Raw genomic sequence first — 19,989 nt, 5'->3', positions numbered from 1 at the left:
ATGTCTCCATGTATCAACAAATGTGCCGTTATTGGCGCACGGTTTTCGCCCGGTGGCGAAATCAAAAATTTGGGTAGCGCATAGGATAAAGCGCCAGCGGCAACAGTGCCAGCGCTTAAAGGGATATTTCCATACCTACGGCGCCAAGCGGTCGATTTTCCACTCATTGCCTTCGCGTTGGTACAGAAAACGGTCGTGCAGGCGGTGTTCCCCCCCCTGCCAGAACTCGACGGAATCGAAGCTGACGCGGTAGCCGCCCCAGAAGCTGGGCAGTGGCACTTCGCCCTGTTGGAACTTTTGCTTTATTTCGAGGAATTTGCTTTCCAGCACGCCGCGCGCGGAAATGCGCGATGACTGGCGGGAAACCCAGGCGCCAATCTGGCTATCCTTCGGCCGGCTGTGGAAGTACTTCATCACTTCCAACGGCGATAGGCGCTGCGCCGTGCCCAGGAAGCTCACCTGGCGCTCCAGCATATGCCAGGGGAAATGCAGGCTGATTTTCGGGTTGTGGGCCAACTGCTGCGCTTTGCGGCTGCCCAGGTTGGTATAGAACACCAGCCCGTTGTCATCAAAATGTTTAAGCAGCACGATACGCTGGTAAGGCTGGCCGCTTTCATCAACGGTGGCCACGCACATGGCGGTGGGATCGGCCAACCGCGCTTCGCAAGCCTGTTTCAGCCAGCGTTCGAACAAATCCAACGGGTTTGCGGTCAAATCGGCGCGGCGCAGGCCGCCGCGGGTATACTCACGGCGGAGATCCGCGATATCAAGATGTGTGTTTTCAGTCATTTGGTGTATCAACCAACCAGAGAATTCGTTGCCCCATTCTGCGCCCACCGCCACGGAATCTCAATAACGCGAACCGGAGTTGCCGTTTAGTTCACCCGCACGCAGTCGCTGATGATGACGTTGTCGTTACGCGCTACCTGCGCACGCTGGCCCTTGGACCAGAAGGTATATTTGCCGTCGCTGTACTTGGCGCCGGATGCCGCCAGCACCTGTTTCAGGTGCAGTTGTTCACCGTCCAGCAGGAAGTTGGCGGTTCTGCCCTCGGCTGCCAGGGTGACCGTCAACGGTGTCGTGCCACACTGGTAATGCAAAACCTGCCCTTTCTGCGGTAAAAAGTAGCTGCAACCCGCCAAAGCCAAAGTGCAGGCGGCTATCATGATTTTTTTCATCGCTCGCTCCTGCCGGGCAAACCACGCTGCGTACCGGCCTGATAGTGTGGGAATCATTTTATCCTAACACCGTGGGTTGCCGCCCGAAGGGAAAACCGGATAAATCCCACCCAGTAAGGTTTCACGGCTGGCGCCAGTGACCGACGGCAGGTTACCGGGCTGGCCGGAAAGCGTGCGGAATGCCAACCAGGCGAAGGCCAACGCTTCCATATCGTCGCCGCTAACGCCAAACCGGTCGGTCGGGCTGACTTCCGTTCCCGGCAACAGTGCAGACAGCCGCGCCATCAACAGCGGATTACGCGCCCCGCCGCCGCAAACCAGCAGCCGATCGCAGCCGCCAGCCAACAACACCTGCTCACAAATCGTCACCACCGTCAGTTCAACCAGCGTGGCCATCACATCCACAGGCGCGATGGCCGGCATGGTGGACATCTGCTGCTCCAGCCAACCGATATTGAAATATTCACGCCCAGTGCTTTTCGGCGCCGGCAGCGCGAAATAAGGATCGCCGCACATTTGTTGCAGCAGAGGCAAACTGACGCGCCCTTGCAGCGCCCAGGCGGCGTCTTTATCGTACGGCTTGGCACGGTGGCGCCAAACCCAGGCATCCATCAGCATATTGCCCGGCCCGGTATCGAAACCGCGCACCGGCAGGCCCGGCAACAGCAGTGAAAGGTTGGCGATGCCGCCAATATTTAGCACCATGCGCCGCTCATCCGGGTGCGCCAGCAGCGCCTGATGAAATGCCGGCACCAGCGGCGCGCCCTGCCCGCCGTAAGCCATGTCGCGGCGGCGGAAATCCCCCACGGTGGTAATGTTGGTCAGCGCCGCCACCCGGTTATTGTCCCCAAGTTGCATGGAGAAGCGCATGTCGCCTTCCGGCTCATGCCACACAGTCTGCCCATGACAGCCGATAGCCGTCACCTCATGCGCCGGCACGCCGGTTTGCCGCAGCAGCCCCAGCACCGCCTCGCCGAACAGGTTGCCCAGTTGAGCATCCAGGTGCCCCACCGCCGACAGCGTTGTTGGTTGCCCCTGGCACATGCCGAGAATGGCTTTCTTTAACGCTATCGGTATCGGGTGGCTGTAACTGGCCTGTTGCGCGACCATGCGCTCATCTATCGCGGCCAGCACGACATCGATGCCGTCCAGGCTGGTGCCAGACATAACCCCTATATAACGGCCTGACTTCATAACCACTTCCTTTAACCCGTCACGGGGAAAATACGTTGCCATCTTGCTCACTAAACCAGAATTTTTTAATTAACGCTATGAATTATTATGATTTTCCTAATTCCGCGCATTGATTTTCACCTTTGCCGGCCGGCGCGCACCGGCTTACGTTAACGGTACTGGCCCGTTGCTCTGCAATAACCGATAATCTTATGATAAACATAAACAGCCGTTTATTATTGGTTGAATCGCGCAGCGTTAAGCTGCAAAGCAGAATGGCAGGGTGAGCCGCGTAGCTTTAGGCCATACTTTGACCTATTATGTTCTCTGAATCTGGCCTGGATGGTCTGGTCAGGTTACGGACTATTAAACTCAGGAGTTTTATATGATCAAACGTCTTATCGTGGTTGCCATCGCTGCAGTGACGCTGGCGGGTTGTGCCAATGAATCCATGTCAGGCGATGTCTATTCTTCCTCCCAGGCAAAACAGATTCAGACCGTAACTTACGGTACGCTGGTATCCGTTCGTCCGGTGAAAATCCAGGGCGATGAAAGTTCCAACACCATCGGTGCCGTGGGTGGTGCCGTTCTGGGCGGCCTGCTGGGCAACACGATAGGCGGGGGCACAGGGCGGACGCTGGCAACCGCAGCGGGCGCAGTCGCCGGCGGCGTGGCAGGTAACAGCGTCGGCGAAGTGGCCGGCCGCACATCCGGTTATGAACTGGAGATCAAAACCGACAACAAAGAAAACATTGTTGTGGTTCAGAAGGCCGGCAACACCAAATTCAGCCCTGGCCAGCGCGTACGTATGGCCCGCAGCGGCAATACGCTGACGGTATCCCCGCTGTAAGCGTGGTGATTCGTGGCTAAAAAAAGCTAAACGATACCAGCCAGTGAACTCTGGCTGGTTTTTTTGTGCTTGCGCAAGCGGCGCAGAAAGCGCGGTATGAAGGCAGGCGGGGGTTTACCTCAAGGCGGCAACCAGAGTTGGCACCATAGCAGGCGTATTCACCGGGTATTATCCCCTCTTCATGCGGTGCGTTATATACGTTGCTGCAAGACACAATTAATCAATAATAAGATAAAACGGAGGCTAAAAGCCTCCGTTTCGGTATCTGGTGCTGTAAATTACTCTCATTCAATCACATCACTATATTATTGTTTGTCCTGGAGTTCCGTGATGTTTCTTTCCAGTTGCCCAATCAGTTTTATTAGCAGTTGTACTTCTTCGTCAGAGATTCCATTCAAAATTTTACGCCGTGTAGACGTGATAACATTGTCCAGTTCCCGAATTATGGGTTCTGCGGTCTCTGTCAACTTGATGCGTTTGGCACGCCGATCGTTCGCGCAGGTATGGCGGGTAATCAGCCCTTTCTCTTCCAACTGATCCAATGTTCGCACCAGAGAAGGTTGCTCGATACCAATCGCCTTTGCCAACTGAATTTGCGACTGCTCCGGCGGCAACCGGTTGATATTATGCAGCGTAATCCAGTGTGTTTGTGTCAGCTCTAACGGTTTAAGCCGATGGTCAATCAGTGCACGCCAAACACGAACCAAGCGCGCCAAGTCCGAACCTAATGTTGACTCCACTTTTCCTCCTTTATAAAAAGTATATTCACATCCTGCTCCCAGAGTGCAGCCTATGATTAGCAACAAATATTAATTTACATAATATAGCCACTTATTTAGTCAGCCTATACCATTCTACATATAAATAATTGCTCTGTCCGCTTAACGCACCGCGATGGCGAATAAATTTCCCCATCGCACCCATGATTTTACTTAAGCCAGCCACAAACCGATGGTTTCCTGCCCCGCTTGCGGCATTATTATCAGGCCAAAATAACATTTTGATATTATTAGGCCGCAAGCTTTTGGCCGGCGGCGCAATTAATTCTCATTGTTTTTAGCCGGCCGCCGCTACGGCACATCATAGCCCAGAGCCGCTTTGCGAATACGGAACCACTGCTGGCGGTTCATCACCAGATCCTGCGCCAGCAGCGCCGAACGCACACGCTCTATCTTGCCGGAGCCGATGATCGGTAACGGCGCGCAAGGCAGGCGCATCACCCAGCAATAGACCACTTGTTCCAGCGTTTGCGCACCGATTTCTTCAGCGACCAAGCGTAATTCTTTACGCAGGTGGTGATATTCCGCCGCGCTTAGCAGGCGGCCGCCGCCCAGGCAGGACCACGCCATCGGCCGAATACGCAACTGTTGGCACTGATCCAATACGCCATCCTGAATATTGGCCTGATGGATCGGCGAGATCTCTACTTGGTTGGTCACCAGCGAAAACGGCAGCCGGGATTGCAACAAGGTAAACTGCGCCGGGGTAAAATTAGAGACGCCAAAATAGCGCACCTTGCCGCTTTGATGCAGCGCGACAAAAGCCTCTGCCAGCTCATCGGCATCCATCAGCGGATCCGGGCGGTGGATCAATAAAACATCGAGATAGTCGGTATGCAGGTTAACCAAGGATTGCTCGGCGCTGCGCACGATATGCTGCCGGCTGGTATCGTAGTGGCCAATAGCGTTGCCCGGCCGGGCGGTTGTTACAATGCCGCATTTTGTCACCAGCTCCATGGCCTGGCGCAGCGCCGGTTTGAGACGAATGGCTTCGCCAAAAGCCTTTTCACAGCCGTAATCACCATAAATATCCGCATGATCGACGGTAGTGATGCCCAATTCAAGGTGCTGCTCAATAAAAGCCAGCCGTTGTTGCGGCGACATCCCCCACGCCAGCAACCGCCAGTATCCGCAGATCATCCGTGATAATTGAGGCCCCTGCGGCGCGAGTTGGATACGGTTCACCATCTGCACACTCCATGACAACGTTTTGCACAGCATACACAAGCCGGCTCACGTAGGGAAAGCAAAACCACAGCATTGCAAGCGGTATGCCAACAGGCTGAAAGTTAAAACAAAGAGGGTTGTTCTGGCTGCGGTTCGTCCGGCTGTTTCGCGGTGCGCTGCTGGCGCAGGAAGCGTTGGCGACACAGGCGCAGCACGTCGCGCTTTTGCGCATCGTTCATTTGCAGCCAGCCAAAGCGTTCATCACGGCTGCGCATGCAGCCACGACAAAAGCCACGCTCGTCGGTTTGGCAAATACCGCGACATGGGCTGGGAATATCGAAAAACTCAAGTTGCTGCGCCACACATCCTCCTGTCTCCCAGGCATTCACCCGGTAAGGGACTGCCCCTGTGTTAATTGAAGACGTATTCGGCAACGCTGGCAAGTGGCTTTACCGCCGGTTGAAAAAATAATGCAAAGCGGAACTCTCTGGCAAAACAGGGGAAAGCGCGCCGGGGGATCGCTCCCCGGCGCAGGGGCATCAACCAAGTACTTTTTTCACGCAGGCCTTAAATACCTGCACGCCGGTTTCCAGCGCAGACAGTTCAAATTTCATCTCCGGATGATGCAACCCCGGCGTCAGATTGACACCCAGGCCCCAAAAACCGGCCTTCACATTGGCAATCCGCAGCGGATAATGGAAGAAATCTTCGCTGCCCGGCGTGGTCTTTTCCGCCACCAGCCCCTGTGGCCCCAGCACGTCAGTGATTGATTCGGCGATCAACGCCGTCATTTCGCTACTGATCTCGGCGGCAGGCATCTCTTTAAGGATTTTGATCGCAACCGTTGCGCCAAACGCGGCGGCGCTGTGGTTGATCGCCTGTTGCACTTTGGTTTTCAACGTTTCCATCGGCTCATTGAACTGTGAGCGTAAATCCCAGCAGACGCGTGCTTCACCGGGAATGGCATTAGTAACGCCGGCGTCGCTGATAAAGCGCGTCGCCTTGGCGCTGTAGGTCAGATTCGGCGCCAAATGAATGGCATTGACCGCCTGCACCGCCGCCGCCGCGGCATCCAGGGCATTAACCCCCAGGTGCGGGCGCGCCGCGTGCGCCGGCACCCCGGTGAATACCGCTTCCACCGTGGCCGATGCGGAATAATACATGGCCGCTACCGCCTGCCCCATCGGGCACTCTTCCAACGGGCGCAGGTGAAAACCGAGGATCATCTCCACATCGTCGAGCGCGCCATTTTCCGTCATCGCCAGTGCGCCGGCGCCCACCTCTTCGGCCGGCTGGAAGATAATCTTCAGCTTGCCGCGTTTCACCGTGCCCTCGGCGATCATTTCCTGTGCGGCCGCCAGCACCACCGATGAATGGCCGTCATGGCCGCAGGTATGGCGCGCACAAGGTTGACCGTCGATAATATGCCCCAGCGCATCCATATCCGCCCGCAGCGCCAATACCGGCCCCGGCAGGCCGCTGTCCAATTCGGCGATAATGCCGGTGGTGCCATTCACATTTCGCGTCAGGGTGAAACCGGCCTCTTCCAGCTTTTGTGCAATATAAGCCGAGGTTTTGAATTCTTCAAAAGCCAACTCGGGAATCTGGTGCAGATGGCGGTAGTGCTCTAATGTTTTAGACACGCGTTAAATCTCCTACTTGCTGGTAAACAGGAACCGTGATCCTGTGGCGACCAACTCAGCAGGCGCCACAGGCGGCGATGCTAGTGTGCCTTACGGCGCAAACTAGGCAAAAAACCGCATAATAATCATTGCTATCACCGAGTTTAAGATGCTGGTCAGCATCAACAACGGCCAATATTTCTTCGGCACGTCAGCCACCCCGAGTAAACGCCCCATATATTGCAGTTGCGAACCCATCAGGAAAATCGCCGGCGCCAGGATGGTAATGTGCGTGACGTCCAGCGTGCCTTTTGTCAGCAAACTCACCGCCACCCCGGTGCCTGCCGATGACGACAGCCAGGCGGTCAGCAGCACGGTAACCGCCTCGCCGGGCAACCCCAGCAGCCCCATCAGCGGCGCAAAGAGTTTGCCGATGATGCCCATTACCCCGAGCAAGTTCAGCATTTCCGAAATGACATAGGCCATCAGAACGTTGGGCAATAAATTATTGATGGCGATATTGAAGCCTTTGCGCGCGCCAATCACGAAAATATCAAACGGGTTATTAGTGACCTTTGTTGCATTACTCATTTTCGAAGTCCTTTTTATACACCGTATTTAAAATAACCCGTACAAACGCCGCACCGACGAATTTCAATACAAACATCACCACCAACGGAAGAATCACCGGCAACGTTAAAGAAGCAAATAATGCAGAACCAATGGAGAAATAGTTATTGATCAAGCCCGCGCCTGAATATTGCCAGGCACCCATGATCACCACATCTTTTTTAGTGACCTGCTTGTTGTCATACAGTTCTTTGCTTAACGCCGCGCCGGCATCGGTACTTTGCAAATCGGTAATTAACGCCAGCCCGGTATGGCCGGGGATGCCGAGTATCGGTTTCAGCAACGGGGTGAGTAAGCGGTGCGCCGCGCGGATCGCCCCATAGTGAGTAAAGATCTCCAGCAACCCCAGCGCCAGCATCACCGTTGGCGTTAACGACAGCGCGAACAGAAAGCCCGCTTTGGCGCTGACGCCGCCGGCGCCGAGGAAGGTATTGGTGGCGGGATCCTTCATGGTGCCGAATGCGCCGCCGAGCGTGGTGAAGTCAAACGCGCCCAGCCACTTCATGCCATCAACTTTAAAAAACAAGCCGGAAAATAACAAAACGACCAGAATCAGTGCCAGATAGGCCCCTTTTCCCACACGCCACTCATCGTTTGCAGAAGTTACCTTCTCTTCTGCCGAATTTATATCTGCCATACTTACCCTATCTCCTGATGTAAAATTAAAAAGGCCGAATGCCGATTTAACAAAAAACCATCACCTGTACTTTATAAATAATGCGGCAGGTTATTCCATAATAAGCCGTGTATCACGCATGCCATCCGAAACAAAATAGAAAGCAGGAAACATGCAACATCATTTATTCGCGACTTCGCCATCCTCGGCATTTATTATAATTAAGGATGGCAGGCGCGATAACCGCACCATAATAACGCACATTACCCCACAATGAAGCACCACTCTGGTGCGTTCTGACCTTATACTGTAGGTTGTTGGTCATTTGTGCGTTTTTTTGATTATGTCCATATGCGTAGGTAATATAAATGTGGTTTTAAACACTTTATTGTTGCCCTGAAAGCAACGGTTACGCGGAGGCAGAAGCCCGTTGTTCCACGAAAAACAGATAAGCTATCTTTACGAAGTCGGCATCCAGGGTGGGATCCGCCGGGCGGCCGATATTCTGGGCGTCAACCCTTCGGTGATCAGCCGGCAAATCGCCATACTTGAGCGTTCGCTACAGTTGCCGCTGCTGGAGCGGCGGGGGCGCAACGTAGTATTGACGGAGGCGGGCAAGCTGCTGGCGGAAGATTTCTACCAGACCCGCCTGCGGCGCGAAAAGTTGGAACGCCACCTGAAAGATCTGCGTTATATGCAAGGCGGGTCGGTCATTCTCCATGTGGGCCCCGGGCTGATAGAAGACTTTGTGCATCATGTATTAACCGTATTCTCCGCCGCCTACCCCGATGTGTTCGTCGATATTCTGTCCGGCAGCATGCAGGCCATGATGACCGAGATTATCCGCGGCGAGGCCGATATGGCGCTGGCGTTCGGCCCGATCGGCAACCCGGAGCTGAAGCGGCACAGTTTCCCCTGGGGGCCGATTTGCGCCATCGTCAACCCGGAGCACGCCATCGCGCAGCAGCGGAGCGTGACGATTGAAGCACTGATGGAGCACCGCCTGATTGCGCTCAGCGACGTGTTCGGCCTGCAACGGCATATGAACGCCATGTTCCAAAGCAAAGGGATGCTGTTCACCCCCGCTTACCGCTGCAACCTGTTTTCCACCGCGCTGACCCTGAGCGCATCCGGGCTGGGCGTTTCCTTTATGACGGCACGGGCGGCCGGCAGCCATTTGAAAGACCATTCGCTGGTTGCGGTACCGATTGATCACCCCATTGCGCGCGAATCGCAGTGCCACCTGCTGCGCAATTCGGATCGTCGTTTTACACCGGCGGCACAACATTTATGGCAACTGCTGCTGCGCTTTCTGCAAAATGAGGTGTAACCGGTACTTGATTCCGCAGGGCGTCGCACATTGAATTCCCTTCTGGCGCAAGGCTATACTAGGTCTGTCCAAGCCGCTCGCGGTTAAGCACGGCGGCTTAATTAGCCATCATCAGAGGATATTATGCGCTTACTCCATACCATGATCCGCGTCGGGGACCTGCAACGCGCCATCGACTTTTATACCAAGGTATTAGGGATGCGCTTGCTGCGTACCAGCGAAAATCCGGAATACAAATATTCGCTGGCGTTTGTAGGCTATACCGATGAAAGTGAAGGGGCCGTCATTGAACTGACTTACAACTGGGGCGTTGACAGCTATGAGATGGGCACTGCGTTCGGGCATTTGGCGCTGGGCGTCGATGACGTAGCAGCAACCTGTGACAGCATCCGCGCCGCTGGCGGCAAGGTCACGCGTGAAGCCGGCCCCGTCAAAGGCGGCACCACGGTGATTGCCTTTGTTGAAGATCCAGACGGCTATAAAATCGAGTTGATTGAAAACAAACATGCCGGCCATGGCCTCGGCAACTGATAAATTCCTCCAGGGCGCGCTCAGCGCCCTTCTTTTTATCCCCTGCATCACGGCGCAAAATTTGTAATAATGCGCGCTGAATTCGATGAAGATAAGAAACTAATGGCAGAAAAAAGTGATCTTAATGCCCTGAGTGGCCGTTTTCGGGGTTTTTACCCCGTAGTGATTGACGTTGAAACCGCAGGCTTCAACGCCAAAACCGATGCATTGCTGGAAATCGCCGCCGTCACGCTGAAAATGGACGAAAACGGCTGGCTACAGCAGGACGAAACCCTACACTTCCACGTTGAACCGTTCGAAGGCGCCAACCTGCAGCCCGAAGCACTGGCGTTTAACGGGATCGACCCACACAATCCGCTACGTGGCGCGGTGAGTGAATACGATGCACTGCACGCTATTTTTAAAGCCGTGCGTAAAGGCATCAAAGATCAGGGCTGCAACCGGGCGATCATCGTGGCGCATAATGCGACCTTTGATCACAGTTTCCTGATGGCGGCGGCAGAACGCGCCGGGCTTAAGCGCAATCCGTTCCACCCGTTTGCGACCTTCGATACGGCGGCGCTCAGCGGTTTGGTGCTGGGGCAAACCGTACTGGCCAAGGCCTGCATTGCCGCAGGCATGCCGTTTGACAGCAGCCAGGCCCACTCTGCGCTGTACGACACCGAGCAAACCGCCCTGCTGTTTTGCGAATTGGTTAACCGCTGGAAGCGCCTTGGCGGCTGGCCGCTGGCCGTTGCCGAAGATTGCTAACGCGTTAAAACACACAGGGCGGCCAATTGGCCGCCCTGTTTTTTACTGCCAACGCCATTAAGGCTGCTGGTTTTCCTGTTCTTTGTACTTCTCTGCGGTTTCTTTGATCAGTTGCTGCAACTCACCGCGCTGGTACATTTCGATGATGATGTCACAGCCGCCGACCAATTCGCCGTCAACCCAGAGCTGGGGGAAAGTCGGCCAGTTGGCGTATTTCGGCAATTCGGCGCGGATATCCGGGTTTTGCAGGATATCAACATAGGCGAAACGTTCGCCACAGGCAGACAGCGCCTGAACGGCCTGCGCGGAAAAACCGCAGCTTGGCAGTTTTGGCGAGCCTTTCATGTACAACAGAATAGGATTGCCGGCAATCTGCTGTTGAATTTTTTCAATCGTCGTCATTTATTGCTTCCTCAAGCCACGTAATGGCTACAACTTACATCACATTAACTATTGTAGCGGCTGGAACCGGGGCAAGAAAACACCATCTTTAACAAGGGTATTATCCAGGTGCCGCTCGTGCTGCATGGGCTACGCCATTCCGGTAGAAATATGCGTGCAGAATAACATTTTTAATCAGCCCGTTTCACTACTATATTTTTACTGCGGCCTGACGTTGTTTTTTTATACTCTAAATAATTCGAGTTGCAGGACAAAAACGCAAAAGCGTTTTTGAACAGCGCTAGCGCTGGCCCCATCGGGGTTAGGCCCAAGGATGGGCCGAGTAACTAAGCCAACGCACCTGCAACTTGAAGGATGACGAGTATATACATACTAATGACACATTTAGCCTTACCTTAGCAAATAAATGGCGTTGCCGGAAAAAACGCCAACCGCGCGCAGCCCTACAGGGGCGCGGCCCAACGCACAAAATCAACACACCTGCTGCGTGAATTATGAAAGGTATTAAAGGCTATTAACTTTTTCTCACAATATGCATTATTATTTTTAGGTTCTGCTCTGTTTTATATGACGATTATCGGGAATACTGTAATCCTTTTGTGGCAAGCTTCGGGACCAAGGTTGGTAATATCAAAATGCGTTCACTGTTTACGCTCTTTGTGATGCTCTTTACTATGCTCTTTTTCAACCTGGCGCATGCCGCGCCACAGGCTCGCGTTTCCGCCGAGCAGCGAAAAAGCCACGTTAATGATGCCCGGGCTGACGATCGCAAGAAAAAGAAGCAGGACAAAGCCGGTAAAAAAGCCAAAGTGGCCGCCCCGCAAAAAACAGTAAAGCATGAATTAACCCAGCACAGCGAAAAAAAGACCGCCCATCTGCGTAAAGGGGTTAGCAAAACGCAACGCGTAACAAAAATAAAAGTCACGCCGCCGAAAAAGGGCTACAAAAAAGGCTACGGCCGGCACCGTGAAGCTGGCATTGCCACCGCCAAACTGCTTGGCGCTGAAAAACCGCTCAAACTTAGCCCCGCCCACAAAAAACGTTATCAGCATGCTAAACAAACCGCGCTGGCAAAACTATTGGATCAAATGGGGAAACCCTACCGCTGGGGGGGCGCATCGCCAATCACCGGCTTTGACTGCAGCGGCCTAATTTATTACGCCTATAAAGACGTGGTGAAGATAAAAATGCCGCGTACCGCCAATGAAATGTATCACCTGCGCGATGCCGCGCCGATCAGTCGCAGCGAGCTAGAACGCGGCGATTTAGTGTTCTTCCGCATCAATAACCGTGGCGCAGCCGATCACGTTGGTGTTTATTTGGGCAATGGCAAATTTATTCAGTCGCCACGTACCGGCGAAGAGATCCGCATCAGCCAGTTGGATAACGACTACTGGCAAAACCATTATATCGGCGCACGCCGCGTCGTTACCCCAAGCACCATCCGCTAATCCCCTCCTACGGCCGGCGGCTTCAGCCTGCCGTATTGTTATTCCGATCCTGCCGATGCTTTAATCAATCAGACAGTTAGCACGCTTTAAACCTTTTTTTCACCGGCAAAGTTGTTAAGATTAATATCCACACAAAAAATACAACAACTCTCTTTTACGGCGGCGGCCCCCGGTACTACGGCCGTCGCCGAAGCAGTCGTTGTAAATAAAAAGGAGAAAGCAATGTCGTTTGAATTACCTGCATTACCGTATGCAAAGAACGCCCTCGAACCGCACATTTCCGCCGAAACGCTGGAATACCACTATGGCAAGCACCATAACACCTACGTGGTTAACCTGAACAATTTGGTGAAAGGCAGCGAGTTTGAAGGGAAATCCCTGGTTGATATCATCAAAACCGCCAGCGGCGGCGTGTTCAACAACGCCGCACAGGTATGGAACCACACCTTCTATTGGCACTGCCTGTCGCCACAGGGCGGCGGTGAACCTACCGGCGCGGTGGCTGATGCGATCAACCAATCCTTCGGCTCTTTCGCCCAGTTCAAAGAGGCGTTCACCAAGTCTGCCATCGGCAACTTCGGTTCCGGCTGGACCTGGCTGGTGAAAAAAGCAGATGGCAGCCTGGCTATTGTCAACACCTCCAACGCGGCAACCCCGCTGACCGGTGACGACAAACCGCTGCTGACCGTGGATGTGTGGGAACACGCCTACTATATCGATTACCGCAATGCACGCCCCAACTACCTGGAAAACTTCTGGGCGTTGGTCAACTGGGCGTTTGTGGTAGAAAACCTGGCGTAAAATGGCAGGAAAGCAAAAGGCGCAGCCTGGCTGCGCCTTTTTTATGTCAGGGGATCAATGCATCACAGCGGTAAAGCTAAAGATAATAATCATCGCCAGCGCGCACACCGTCGTAAACAGCGATAACTTCAGATCGGTATCCATCAACAAACTCCTTATCAGATTGGCTGGGTTCGAGCATAAAAGCCATTGTATACCCAAAATAATTCGAGTTGCAGGCAGGCGGCAACGCAGCGAGTCCCCAGGAGCTTACTGGAGTAAGTGACTGGGGGGAGCGACAAATCTGCCGGGAGCAGATTTGAACGCTGCTGGCTGCGGCCCCATCGGGGCGAGGCCCAAGGATGGGCCGAGTAATAAAGCCAACGCACCTGCGGCTCGAAGTATGAAGGGTATATTAATACGTCAATGATTCTCCCACAGTTTGCAGATAAAATCTTGTGCTATGACAACGCCTCGACGCAGCGGGTGCCATCGACGGCGCGCGCCGTTATTGCCGAGCCGACCAAAACCTGCCCAGCCTGGCAGCGGAACATGATTAATGTTGATTAGCCCTTTCACTTTTTCTCAAGATAGGCCAAAATTCGCAGTTCACTGCTGTGCACCGGCAAAAGAGCCCTCACTCACCAAGCGCTGACGACCTCCACATTAAAAACTCAGTTTTCGCTTTTTTGAGGAGAGTTATATGCACGCAAACGATTAACAATGCGCTTACATCCTGTAACATGCGAATCCAGGAGTCATTCTTTACATGGCAACGATAAAAGATGTGGCCAAACGCGCGGGCGTTTCCACCACCACCGTTTCCCACGTCATCAATAAAACTCGTTTCGTCGCCGAAGAAACCAAAGCGGCCGTATGGGCAGCCATCAAGGAACTGCATTATTCCCCAAGCGCCGTGGCCCGCAGCCTGAAGGTCAACCACACCAAGTCCATCGGCCTGCTGGCGACCTCCACCGAAGCCCCCTACTTTGCCGAAGTGATCGAAGCCGTCGAAAACAGCTGTTACAGCAAAGGCTACACGCTGATTTTGTGCAACTCTCATAATAACCTGGACAAACAGCGCGCTTACCTGGCGATGCTGGCGCAAAAACGCGTCGATGGCCTGCTGGTGATGTGTTCGGAATACCCGGAGCAACTGCTGGGCATGCTGGAAGACTACCGTAATATCCCCATGGTGGTGATGGACTGGGGCTCGGCGCGTGGCGACTTCACCGACACCATTCTGGACAACGCCTTTGAAGGCGGCTATTTAGCAGGCCGTTACCTGATCGAACGTGGGCACCGCGACATCGGCATTATTCCCGGCCAGCTTTCGCGCAACACCGGCGGCGGCCGCCATCAGGGCTTCCTGAAAGCACTGCAGGAAGCCAATATCGAGGTGCGTGAAGAGTGGATTGTGCAGGGGGATTTCGAGCCGGAATCCGGCTACCGGGCCATGCACCAGATACTGTCGCAAAAACATCGCCCGACCGCCGTGTTTTGCGGGGGCGACATTATGGCGATGGGCGCGATCTGCGCCGCGGACGAACTTGGCCTGCGGGTGCCGCAAGACATTTCCGTCATCGGCTATGACAACGTCCGTAATGCGCGCTACTTTAGCCCGGCGTTGACGACCATTCACCAGCCAAAAGAGCGTCTGGGCGAGATGGCGTTCGCCATGTTGCTCGACCGCATTATCAGCAAGCGTGAAACATCGCAAGTGATTGAAGTGCACCCTAAGCTGGTTGAACGCCGCTCTGTGGCCGACGGCCCGTTTATCGACTACCGCCGTTAATCACATACGCCGGGGCATGCATCCCCCGGCGCATACTCGCTAAGCCACTCCTGATTCAGCGTTTCGCTATCGCCAAGATACTCCAGTAGCCAGGCCATCGCCGGCGCCAGTGATTGTTGCTGCCAGGTCAGGCAACAAGCGCTGGGTGGATAGGCCTCTTCCAGTTGCAGTTCATGCAGTTCACCACGGGCAATCAAAGGCCGCCCGCGGTGGGCCGGCACCATGCCCATGCATAACCCACTGCGCAGGCAGTCGATCGCCGATACCCAATCCGGCACCACCAGCCGCCGCTGGTTATTCAACGCCCAGGTCACGCGTTTAGGCAGGTTGCGCGAGGTATCCTCCAGCATCAGCGCCGGGAATTGGCGCAGTTGATCGTCATGCAGCGGCCCGGCGCACTGCGCCAATGGGTGATCGGGGCTGACCACACACAGCCAGTTCATAAACCCCATATCGCGGAAACTAAAACCACCACCCACCGGTACGGCTCGGGTGGCGCCGATCGCCATATCCACCCGCCCATCGGCCAGCGCGTCCCACACGCCGTTGAACACCTCGGGATACAGCATCAGCTCCACATCCGGAAAGTGGCGATAAAAATCCAGGATCAATTGACGGCTACGCTGGGGTTTAACGATGATATCCAGCGCGATTTTCAACTGCCCGCGCCAGCCGTTTGCCACCTGTTGGCAGCGGCGGCGTGTATCGAGCATATTTTTTATAACCACACGCGCGTCTTGCACGAACAGCGCCCCGGCCGGGGTCAATTCAACGTCGCGATGACGCCGTTCAAACAGCGGCACCGCCAGCCACTGCTCCAATTGGCGCACCGTATAGCTTACCGCAGAAGGCACCCGGTGCAGCTCCTGCGCCGCGGCGCTGAAGCTGCCGGTACGCGCAACGGCATCCACCACCTCAAGTGAGTATTCAGACCACATATCTTGCCTTCAAATTTTTTCATAGCACCTTGCAAATATTAGCGTTTCACAAGCGAAGATCCAGCCGGTTAGACTGGCGCCGCTGCCAAACCTCTAGCATAAAGAACTAACGAGAGCATTAAATGCGTAATTTTGGACTACTTTTTTACCTTTCCGGCCTAAGTATGCTGGGCTACCTGGCGACGGATATGTATCTGCCGGCCTTTGGCGTCATGCAACAAGAGCTGCAAATTTCCGCCGGTGCGATCAGCGCCAGCCTGAGTATTTTTTTAGCCGGCTTTGCCTTCGCGCAACTATTATGGGGGCCGCTGTCCGACAAGCTGGGGCGCAAACCGGTGTTGTTGATCGGCCTGACACTGTTTGGCCTGGGTTGCCTGGGCATGCTGTGGGTACAAACGGCGCTGCAACTGTGGTGCCTGCGCTTCATTCAGGCTATCGGCGTGTGTTCAGCCGCGGTGAGTTGGCAGGCGCTGGTGGTAGATCGCTACCAGGGTAGCCGGGCCAACCAGATCTTCGCTACCATTATGCCGCTGGTGGCGCTATCACCGGCCCTGGCGCCGTTGCTGGGCGCCTGGCTGCTAAGCCACGTCGGCTGGCGGGCGATCTTCGCCGTTTTACTGGCCATTACCGTCGCATTGCTGGCGCCGACTCTGGCGCTGAAGGATAAACGCCGCTTACCGCAAGCCAGCGGCGATAACGCGGCGCCGGTCGGTTTTCTGCAACTGCTGCGTTCGCCCATTTTCAGCGGCAATGTGATGGTGTTTGCCGCTTGCTCCGCCGGCTTCTTTGCCTGGTTGACCGGTTCACCGTTTATTCTCAACGCCATGGGCTACACGCCAAGCGACATCGGCCTGAGCTATATGCCCCAAACTCTGGCCTTCTTGCTGGGGGGATATGGTTGCCGTAGCGCGCTCAAGCGCGTGAACGGCAATGCGCTGTTGCCATGGCTGCTAATAGCCTACGGCATCAGTATGATTGCGTTGTATCTGGTGGCGACGCTGACACAACCCACACTGATCGGACTGTTGGCGCCCTTCTGCCTGATGGCGCTGGTGAATGGGGCCATTTACCCGATTGTGGTTGCCAACGCACTGATGCCTTTCCCTGCCGGCACCGGTAAAGCGGCCGCGTTGCAAAACACACTACAGTTGGGGCTTTGCTTTATTGCCAGCATGCTGGTTTCAGCCTTTATTGCAAACCCGCTGATTGCCACGGCGACGGTAATGGCTTCAACCGTGCTGCTGGCAATGCTCGGTTACTTTATCCAACGCGATAAGCCGCAACCAGGCAAACACGCCACCAGCGCCAGCGCCGACTCTTTTTCATAATTAACATTATTAATAATCACTATTAATAATCACTTGATAATACTTTTGCCAGGTGTGATTTACGGTTGAGTAAGCGCCCTGGCACGCCTATACTTTATTGCGAATAAGTTCGCTATCCCCCAAATAATTCAAGTTGCAGGATAAAAACGCCAACGCAAGCTAAAACTGCACTGGCGCCAAAGGGGTGAATCACGTCGTTTTGCGGTGAAAACGTGTCGGGAAAGCATGGCCTGCCAGCGGCGGGCCGCATTCATCCCCGGGCGTTTCACAGCCCCCCGCAACCTGAAGTATGAAGGGCATAACGCTGTTGCATAACTTTTATTATTAGTAGTTACTGCGCTCGCGTATTTGCGTCACAGTTTTTTAAGATGAGTGTCCCCTGCGCCCACTTGCGCCGGGTGTCTCCTTAAAGTTTTCCTCTGCTCATGTCGGATATCAGACACCGCGTTTTTTTCCGTAGGTTTACATATGTGCCCGCAAAATTGGCTAAGCTATTTCAAGCGGGCCATAAGTCAGAAGAAAGGTAATGGAGAAGCTATGAGTTCATCGTGTATAGAAGATCTGAGCATCCAAGATAACCAATGGTATCGTATCGCCCATGAAATGCTCAGCATGGCCGGTATTGCAATAAATGGCTCGCGACCTTTCGATATCAAGGTTAAAAACCCTGATTTTTTTAAACGTGTCCTCCAGGAAGGCTCCCTCGGCCTGGGGGAAAGCTACATGGACGGCTGGTGGGAGTGCGAGCGGTTGGATGTTTTCTTCCAGCGCGTTATCAATGCCGGTTTGGAAAGAAAACTCCCCCACCACCTGAAAGATACGCTGCGTATCGCTACTGCACGCCTGGTTAACCTGCAATCGAAAAAGCGCGCCTGGATCGTCGGGAAAGAACATTACGATCTGGGTAACGATCTTTTCAGCCTGATGCTCGATCCTTACATGCAGTATTCCTGCGCGTACTGGAAAGATGCCAAAACCCTGGAACAGGCGCAGGAAGCCAAACTGCAGTTGATTTGTGAAAAGCTGCAACTTCAGCCTGGTATGCGCCTGCTGGATATCGGCTGCGGCTGGGGCGGCCTTTCCGCCTATGCCGCCAAAAACTTTGGTGTTTCGGTGGTCGGCGTAACCATCTCCGCCGAGCAGCAGAAGTTGGCACAGGCGCGCTGTGCCGGGCTGGACGTGAAAATTTTGCTGCAGGACTATCGCGATCTACAGCAACAGTTTGATCGTATCGTTTCCGTCGGCATGTTCGAGCACGTTGGCCCGAAAAACTACCGCACCTATTTCAACGTGGTCGAGCGCAATTTAAAGCCCGATGGTTTATTCCTGCTGCATACCATTGGCTCCAACCGCACCGATATGAATGTCGATCCCTGGATCAACAAATATATTTTCCCGAACGGCTGCCTTCCTTCGGTTGCGCACATCGCGCAAGCCAGCGAAGGGCATTTTGTGATGGAAGATTGGCATAATATTGGCGCGGATTACGATCGCACGCTCATGGCCTGGTACGAACGTTTCCAACAGGCATGGCCGCAGTTGTCCGCACGTTATTCCGAGCGTTTCGAACGGATGTTCAGTTATTATTTGAATGCCTGTGCCGGTGCGTTCCGCGCCCGCGACATTCAGCTATGGCAGGTGGTATTCAGCCCGAAAGGCGTTGCCGGCGGCATCCGCGTTGCCCGCTAACCCAGGCGCCTGCGCATAACCCTTGCTCCCTTCCGCTCCCGGACAGGGAGCGGGTTAGCTAACACGCCAGCACACACCATCCCCTTGCTGGCGATAATCACCGTTACAGCTTGGCAACCACCTCTTCCACAGCCGCCGCCGCATTCCGGCTGGCGAGCACACGCTCAACGGTATCCACCACCGCCTGCGTTTGCGGATCAATTTCGATATTCACCCGGTCACCCAGACGTTTTTTACCCAAAGTGGTGCGCTCAAGGGTTTCAGGAATCAAGTGCACGCAAAAACGATTATTAATCACTTCGCCAATCGTCAGGCTAATACCGTCAATGCCAATAAAACCTTTGTGCAATACATATTTCATCAGCGTAGCGTCAGGAATCTGGAACCAAATCTGGCGGTTATTTTCCGAAGTATGAATTTTAGCGATTTCTGCCGTGCAGATAATATGGCCAGACATCAAATGGCCGCCAATCTCATCACTGAATTTAGCCGCACGCTCGACATTCACCAGGTCACCGATCGCCAACGCCCCAAGGTTGGTTAACCGCAGCGTTTCTTTGATCAAATCAAAGCTGACGTGGCTGCCCTCTATCGCGGTAACCGTCAGGCAACAACCGTTGTGCGCCACCGAGGCGCCCAACTCCAGCCCTGGCAGCAACTCTGCCGGCATATCAATCACATGGGTACGGAAGTTGGGTTTTTCATCGATAGCAACCAACGGTGCAGTGCCTTGTACTATGCCGGTAAACATGTTCGCCTCTTTATTCAATCAATGTGTGCAACAACGCTGAAGCAAGTTTGCCCCACTTGGCAAAAAAAACCAAATCTGCGGCGGTAAAAATCATTCAGGCACTGGCCTGCAGTAATGACAATGATTGATTCATAACGCCGAGCAGGTACAATATTTGTGAGTATGTTTCACAACTTTCATTGTTCGCCGTCACGGCGCCCTCAGCCTCTACTATAAATAACTCCAAAGG

General features: G+C 54.2%; 21 protein-coding genes and 2 pseudogenes. 10 read left to right on the top strand and 13 right to left on the bottom strand.

Features of this window, described 5'->3' with window-relative positions:
• Positions 1-135: 135 nt before the first annotated feature.
• The 3 genes from pdxH to anmK all read right to left on the bottom strand — a co-directional run bounded on the left by pdxH (position 136) and on the right by anmK (position 2,372).
• Positions 136-789 (bottom strand): pyridoxamine 5'-phosphate oxidase, encoded by a 654-nt coding sequence (gene pdxH, locus AC559G_RS17315; RefSeq protein WP_438599090.1) that lies wholly within the window; start codon positions 787-789, stop codon positions 136-138.
• Between the two features lie 86 nt (positions 790-875).
• Positions 876-1,178: an MliC family protein gene (locus tag AC559G_RS17310; RefSeq protein WP_498913421.1), complete on the bottom strand. Its 303-nt coding sequence runs from the start codon at positions 1,176-1,178 to the stop codon at positions 876-878.
• 63 nt (positions 1,179-1,241) lie between these two features.
• Positions 1,242-2,372: an anhydro-N-acetylmuramic acid kinase gene (anmK, locus tag AC559G_RS17305; protein WP_462613594.1), complete on the bottom strand. Its 1,131-nt coding sequence runs from the start codon at positions 2,370-2,372 to the stop codon at positions 1,242-1,244.
• Between the two features lie 364 nt (positions 2,373-2,736).
• Here anmK and AC559G_RS17300 point away from each other — a divergent pair, with 364 nt between their 5' ends.
• Positions 2,737-3,201, top strand: coding sequence for an outer membrane lipoprotein (locus AC559G_RS17300; RefSeq protein ID WP_121552686.1), 465 nt, complete (start codon positions 2,737-2,739; stop codon positions 3,199-3,201).
• Between the two features lie 305 nt (positions 3,202-3,506).
• Here the strand turns inward: AC559G_RS17300 and slyA are convergent, their stop codons facing one another.
• The 6 genes from slyA to AC559G_RS17270 form a co-directional block, all read right to left on the bottom strand.
• Entirely contained in the window at positions 3,507-3,941 is a 435-nt protein-coding gene (slyA, locus tag AC559G_RS17295; RefSeq protein ID WP_095848610.1) for a transcriptional regulator SlyA, read from the bottom strand.
• 330 nt (positions 3,942-4,271) lie between these two features.
• A complete protein-coding gene (locus tag AC559G_RS17290; protein ID WP_498913418.1) occupies positions 4,272-5,168 on the bottom strand; it encodes an aldo/keto reductase in 897 nt (298 codons plus the stop codon).
• A 101-nt stretch (positions 5,169-5,269) separates the two neighbouring features.
• The gene (locus tag AC559G_RS17285; RefSeq protein WP_438596916.1) at positions 5,270-5,509 is read right to left on the bottom strand and encodes a DUF1289 domain-containing protein; all 240 of its coding nucleotides are present in this window, start codon (positions 5,507-5,509) and stop codon (positions 5,270-5,272) included.
• Positions 5,510-5,686: 177 nt separating this feature from the next.
• A complete protein-coding gene (locus tag AC559G_RS17280) occupies positions 5,687-6,790 on the bottom strand; it encodes an amidohydrolase (protein ID WP_462613597.1) in 1,104 nt (367 codons plus the stop codon).
• Positions 6,791-6,892: 102 nt separating this feature from the next.
• Positions 6,893-7,360 (bottom strand): YjiG family protein, encoded by a 468-nt coding sequence (locus AC559G_RS17275; protein ID WP_462613598.1) that lies wholly within the window; start codon positions 7,358-7,360, stop codon positions 6,893-6,895.
• A complete protein-coding gene (locus AC559G_RS17270) occupies positions 7,353-8,036 on the bottom strand; it encodes a nucleoside recognition domain-containing protein (protein WP_438596919.1) in 684 nt (227 codons plus the stop codon). The genes AC559G_RS17275 and AC559G_RS17270 overlap by 8 nt, the downstream gene beginning before the upstream one ends.
• 409 nt (positions 8,037-8,445) lie before the next feature.
• Between AC559G_RS17270 and AC559G_RS17265 the strand changes: the two genes are divergently transcribed.
• The 3 genes from AC559G_RS17265 to rnt all read left to right on the top strand — a co-directional run bounded on the left by AC559G_RS17265 (position 8,446) and on the right by rnt (position 10,626).
• Positions 8,446-9,345, top strand: a complete 900-nt coding sequence (locus AC559G_RS17265; protein WP_438596920.1) for a LysR family transcriptional regulator — start codon at positions 8,446-8,448, stop codon at positions 9,343-9,345.
• Positions 9,346-9,468: 123 nt separating this feature from the next.
• On the top strand, positions 9,469-9,876 hold the full coding sequence (gene gloA, locus AC559G_RS17260; protein WP_438596921.1) for a lactoylglutathione lyase: 408 nt from the start codon (positions 9,469-9,471) through the stop codon (positions 9,874-9,876).
• A 69-nt stretch (positions 9,877-9,945) separates the two neighbouring features.
• A complete protein-coding gene (gene rnt, locus AC559G_RS17255; protein WP_438596922.1) occupies positions 9,946-10,626 on the top strand; it encodes a ribonuclease T in 681 nt (226 codons plus the stop codon).
• 57 nt (positions 10,627-10,683) lie between these two features.
• On the opposite strand, the gene AC559G_RS17250 is transcribed toward rnt, so the two are convergent.
• On the bottom strand, positions 10,684-11,028 hold the full coding sequence (locus tag AC559G_RS17250) for a Grx4 family monothiol glutaredoxin (protein WP_095848601.1): 345 nt from the start codon (positions 11,026-11,028) through the stop codon (positions 10,684-10,686).
• Positions 11,029-11,663: 635 nt separating this feature from the next.
• Here AC559G_RS17250 and AC559G_RS17245 point away from each other — a divergent pair.
• The 3 genes and pseudogenes from AC559G_RS17245 to sodB form a co-directional block, all read left to right on the top strand.
• Positions 11,664-11,829 (top strand): annotated as a pseudogene (locus tag AC559G_RS17245) (C40 family peptidase); the annotation flags it as partial.
• Between the two features lie 200 nt (positions 11,830-12,029).
• Positions 12,030-12,479: pseudogene (locus AC559G_RS17240) on the top strand (C40 family peptidase); the annotation flags it as partial.
• 222 nt (positions 12,480-12,701) lie between these two features.
• The gene (sodB, locus tag AC559G_RS17235; RefSeq protein ID WP_498913412.1) at positions 12,702-13,280 is read left to right on the top strand and encodes a superoxide dismutase; all 579 of its coding nucleotides are present in this window, start codon (positions 12,702-12,704) and stop codon (positions 13,278-13,280) included.
• A 54-nt stretch (positions 13,281-13,334) separates the two neighbouring features.
• Here sodB and cydH read toward each other — a convergent pair whose 3' ends face one another.
• Entirely contained in the window at positions 13,335-13,424 is a 90-nt protein-coding gene (gene cydH, locus AC559G_RS17230; RefSeq protein WP_165907102.1) for a cytochrome bd-I oxidase subunit CydH, read from the bottom strand.
• Between the two features lie 604 nt (positions 13,425-14,028).
• Between cydH and purR the strand changes: the two genes are divergently transcribed.
• Positions 14,029-15,054, top strand: a complete 1,026-nt coding sequence (gene purR / locus AC559G_RS17225; protein ID WP_498913410.1) for an HTH-type transcriptional repressor PurR — start codon at positions 14,029-14,031, stop codon at positions 15,052-15,054.
• On the opposite strand, the gene punR is transcribed toward purR, so the two are convergent.
• Positions 15,051-15,992 carry a LysR family transcriptional regulator gene (punR, locus tag AC559G_RS17220; protein ID WP_498913408.1) on the bottom strand — a complete coding sequence of 314 codons (942 nt, stop codon included), beginning with the start codon at positions 15,990-15,992 and terminating at the stop codon, positions 15,051-15,053. The two genes, purR and punR, sit on opposite strands and share 4 nt — an antisense overlap.
• Positions 15,993-16,114: 122 nt before the next feature.
• On the opposite strand from punR, the gene punC reads away from it, so the two are divergent.
• Both punC and cfa read left to right on the top strand, forming a co-directional pair.
• Positions 16,115-17,320 carry an MFS transporter gene (gene punC / locus AC559G_RS17215; protein WP_498913406.1) on the top strand — a complete coding sequence of 402 codons (1,206 nt, stop codon included), beginning with the start codon at positions 16,115-16,117 and terminating at the stop codon, positions 17,318-17,320.
• A 537-nt stretch (positions 17,321-17,857) separates the two neighbouring features.
• On the top strand, positions 17,858-19,009 hold the full coding sequence (cfa, locus tag AC559G_RS17210; protein WP_498913404.1) for a cyclopropane-fatty-acyl-phospholipid synthase: 1,152 nt from the start codon (positions 17,858-17,860) through the stop codon (positions 19,007-19,009).
• Positions 19,010-19,112: 103 nt separating this feature from the next.
• Here cfa and AC559G_RS17205 read toward each other — a convergent pair whose 3' ends face one another.
• Positions 19,113-19,760 (bottom strand): riboflavin synthase, encoded by a 648-nt coding sequence (locus AC559G_RS17205; RefSeq protein ID WP_498913402.1) that lies wholly within the window; start codon positions 19,758-19,760, stop codon positions 19,113-19,115.
• Positions 19,761-19,989 lie beyond the last annotated feature (229 nt).

Source organism: Gibbsiella greigii (assembly GCF_039540155.1).
Taxonomy (GTDB): domain Bacteria; phylum Pseudomonadota; class Gammaproteobacteria; order Enterobacterales; family Enterobacteriaceae; genus Gibbsiella; species Gibbsiella quercinecans.
The sequence above is the reverse complement of the archived record's forward strand: the minus strand, read 5'-3'. Positions and strand labels throughout refer to the sequence as shown.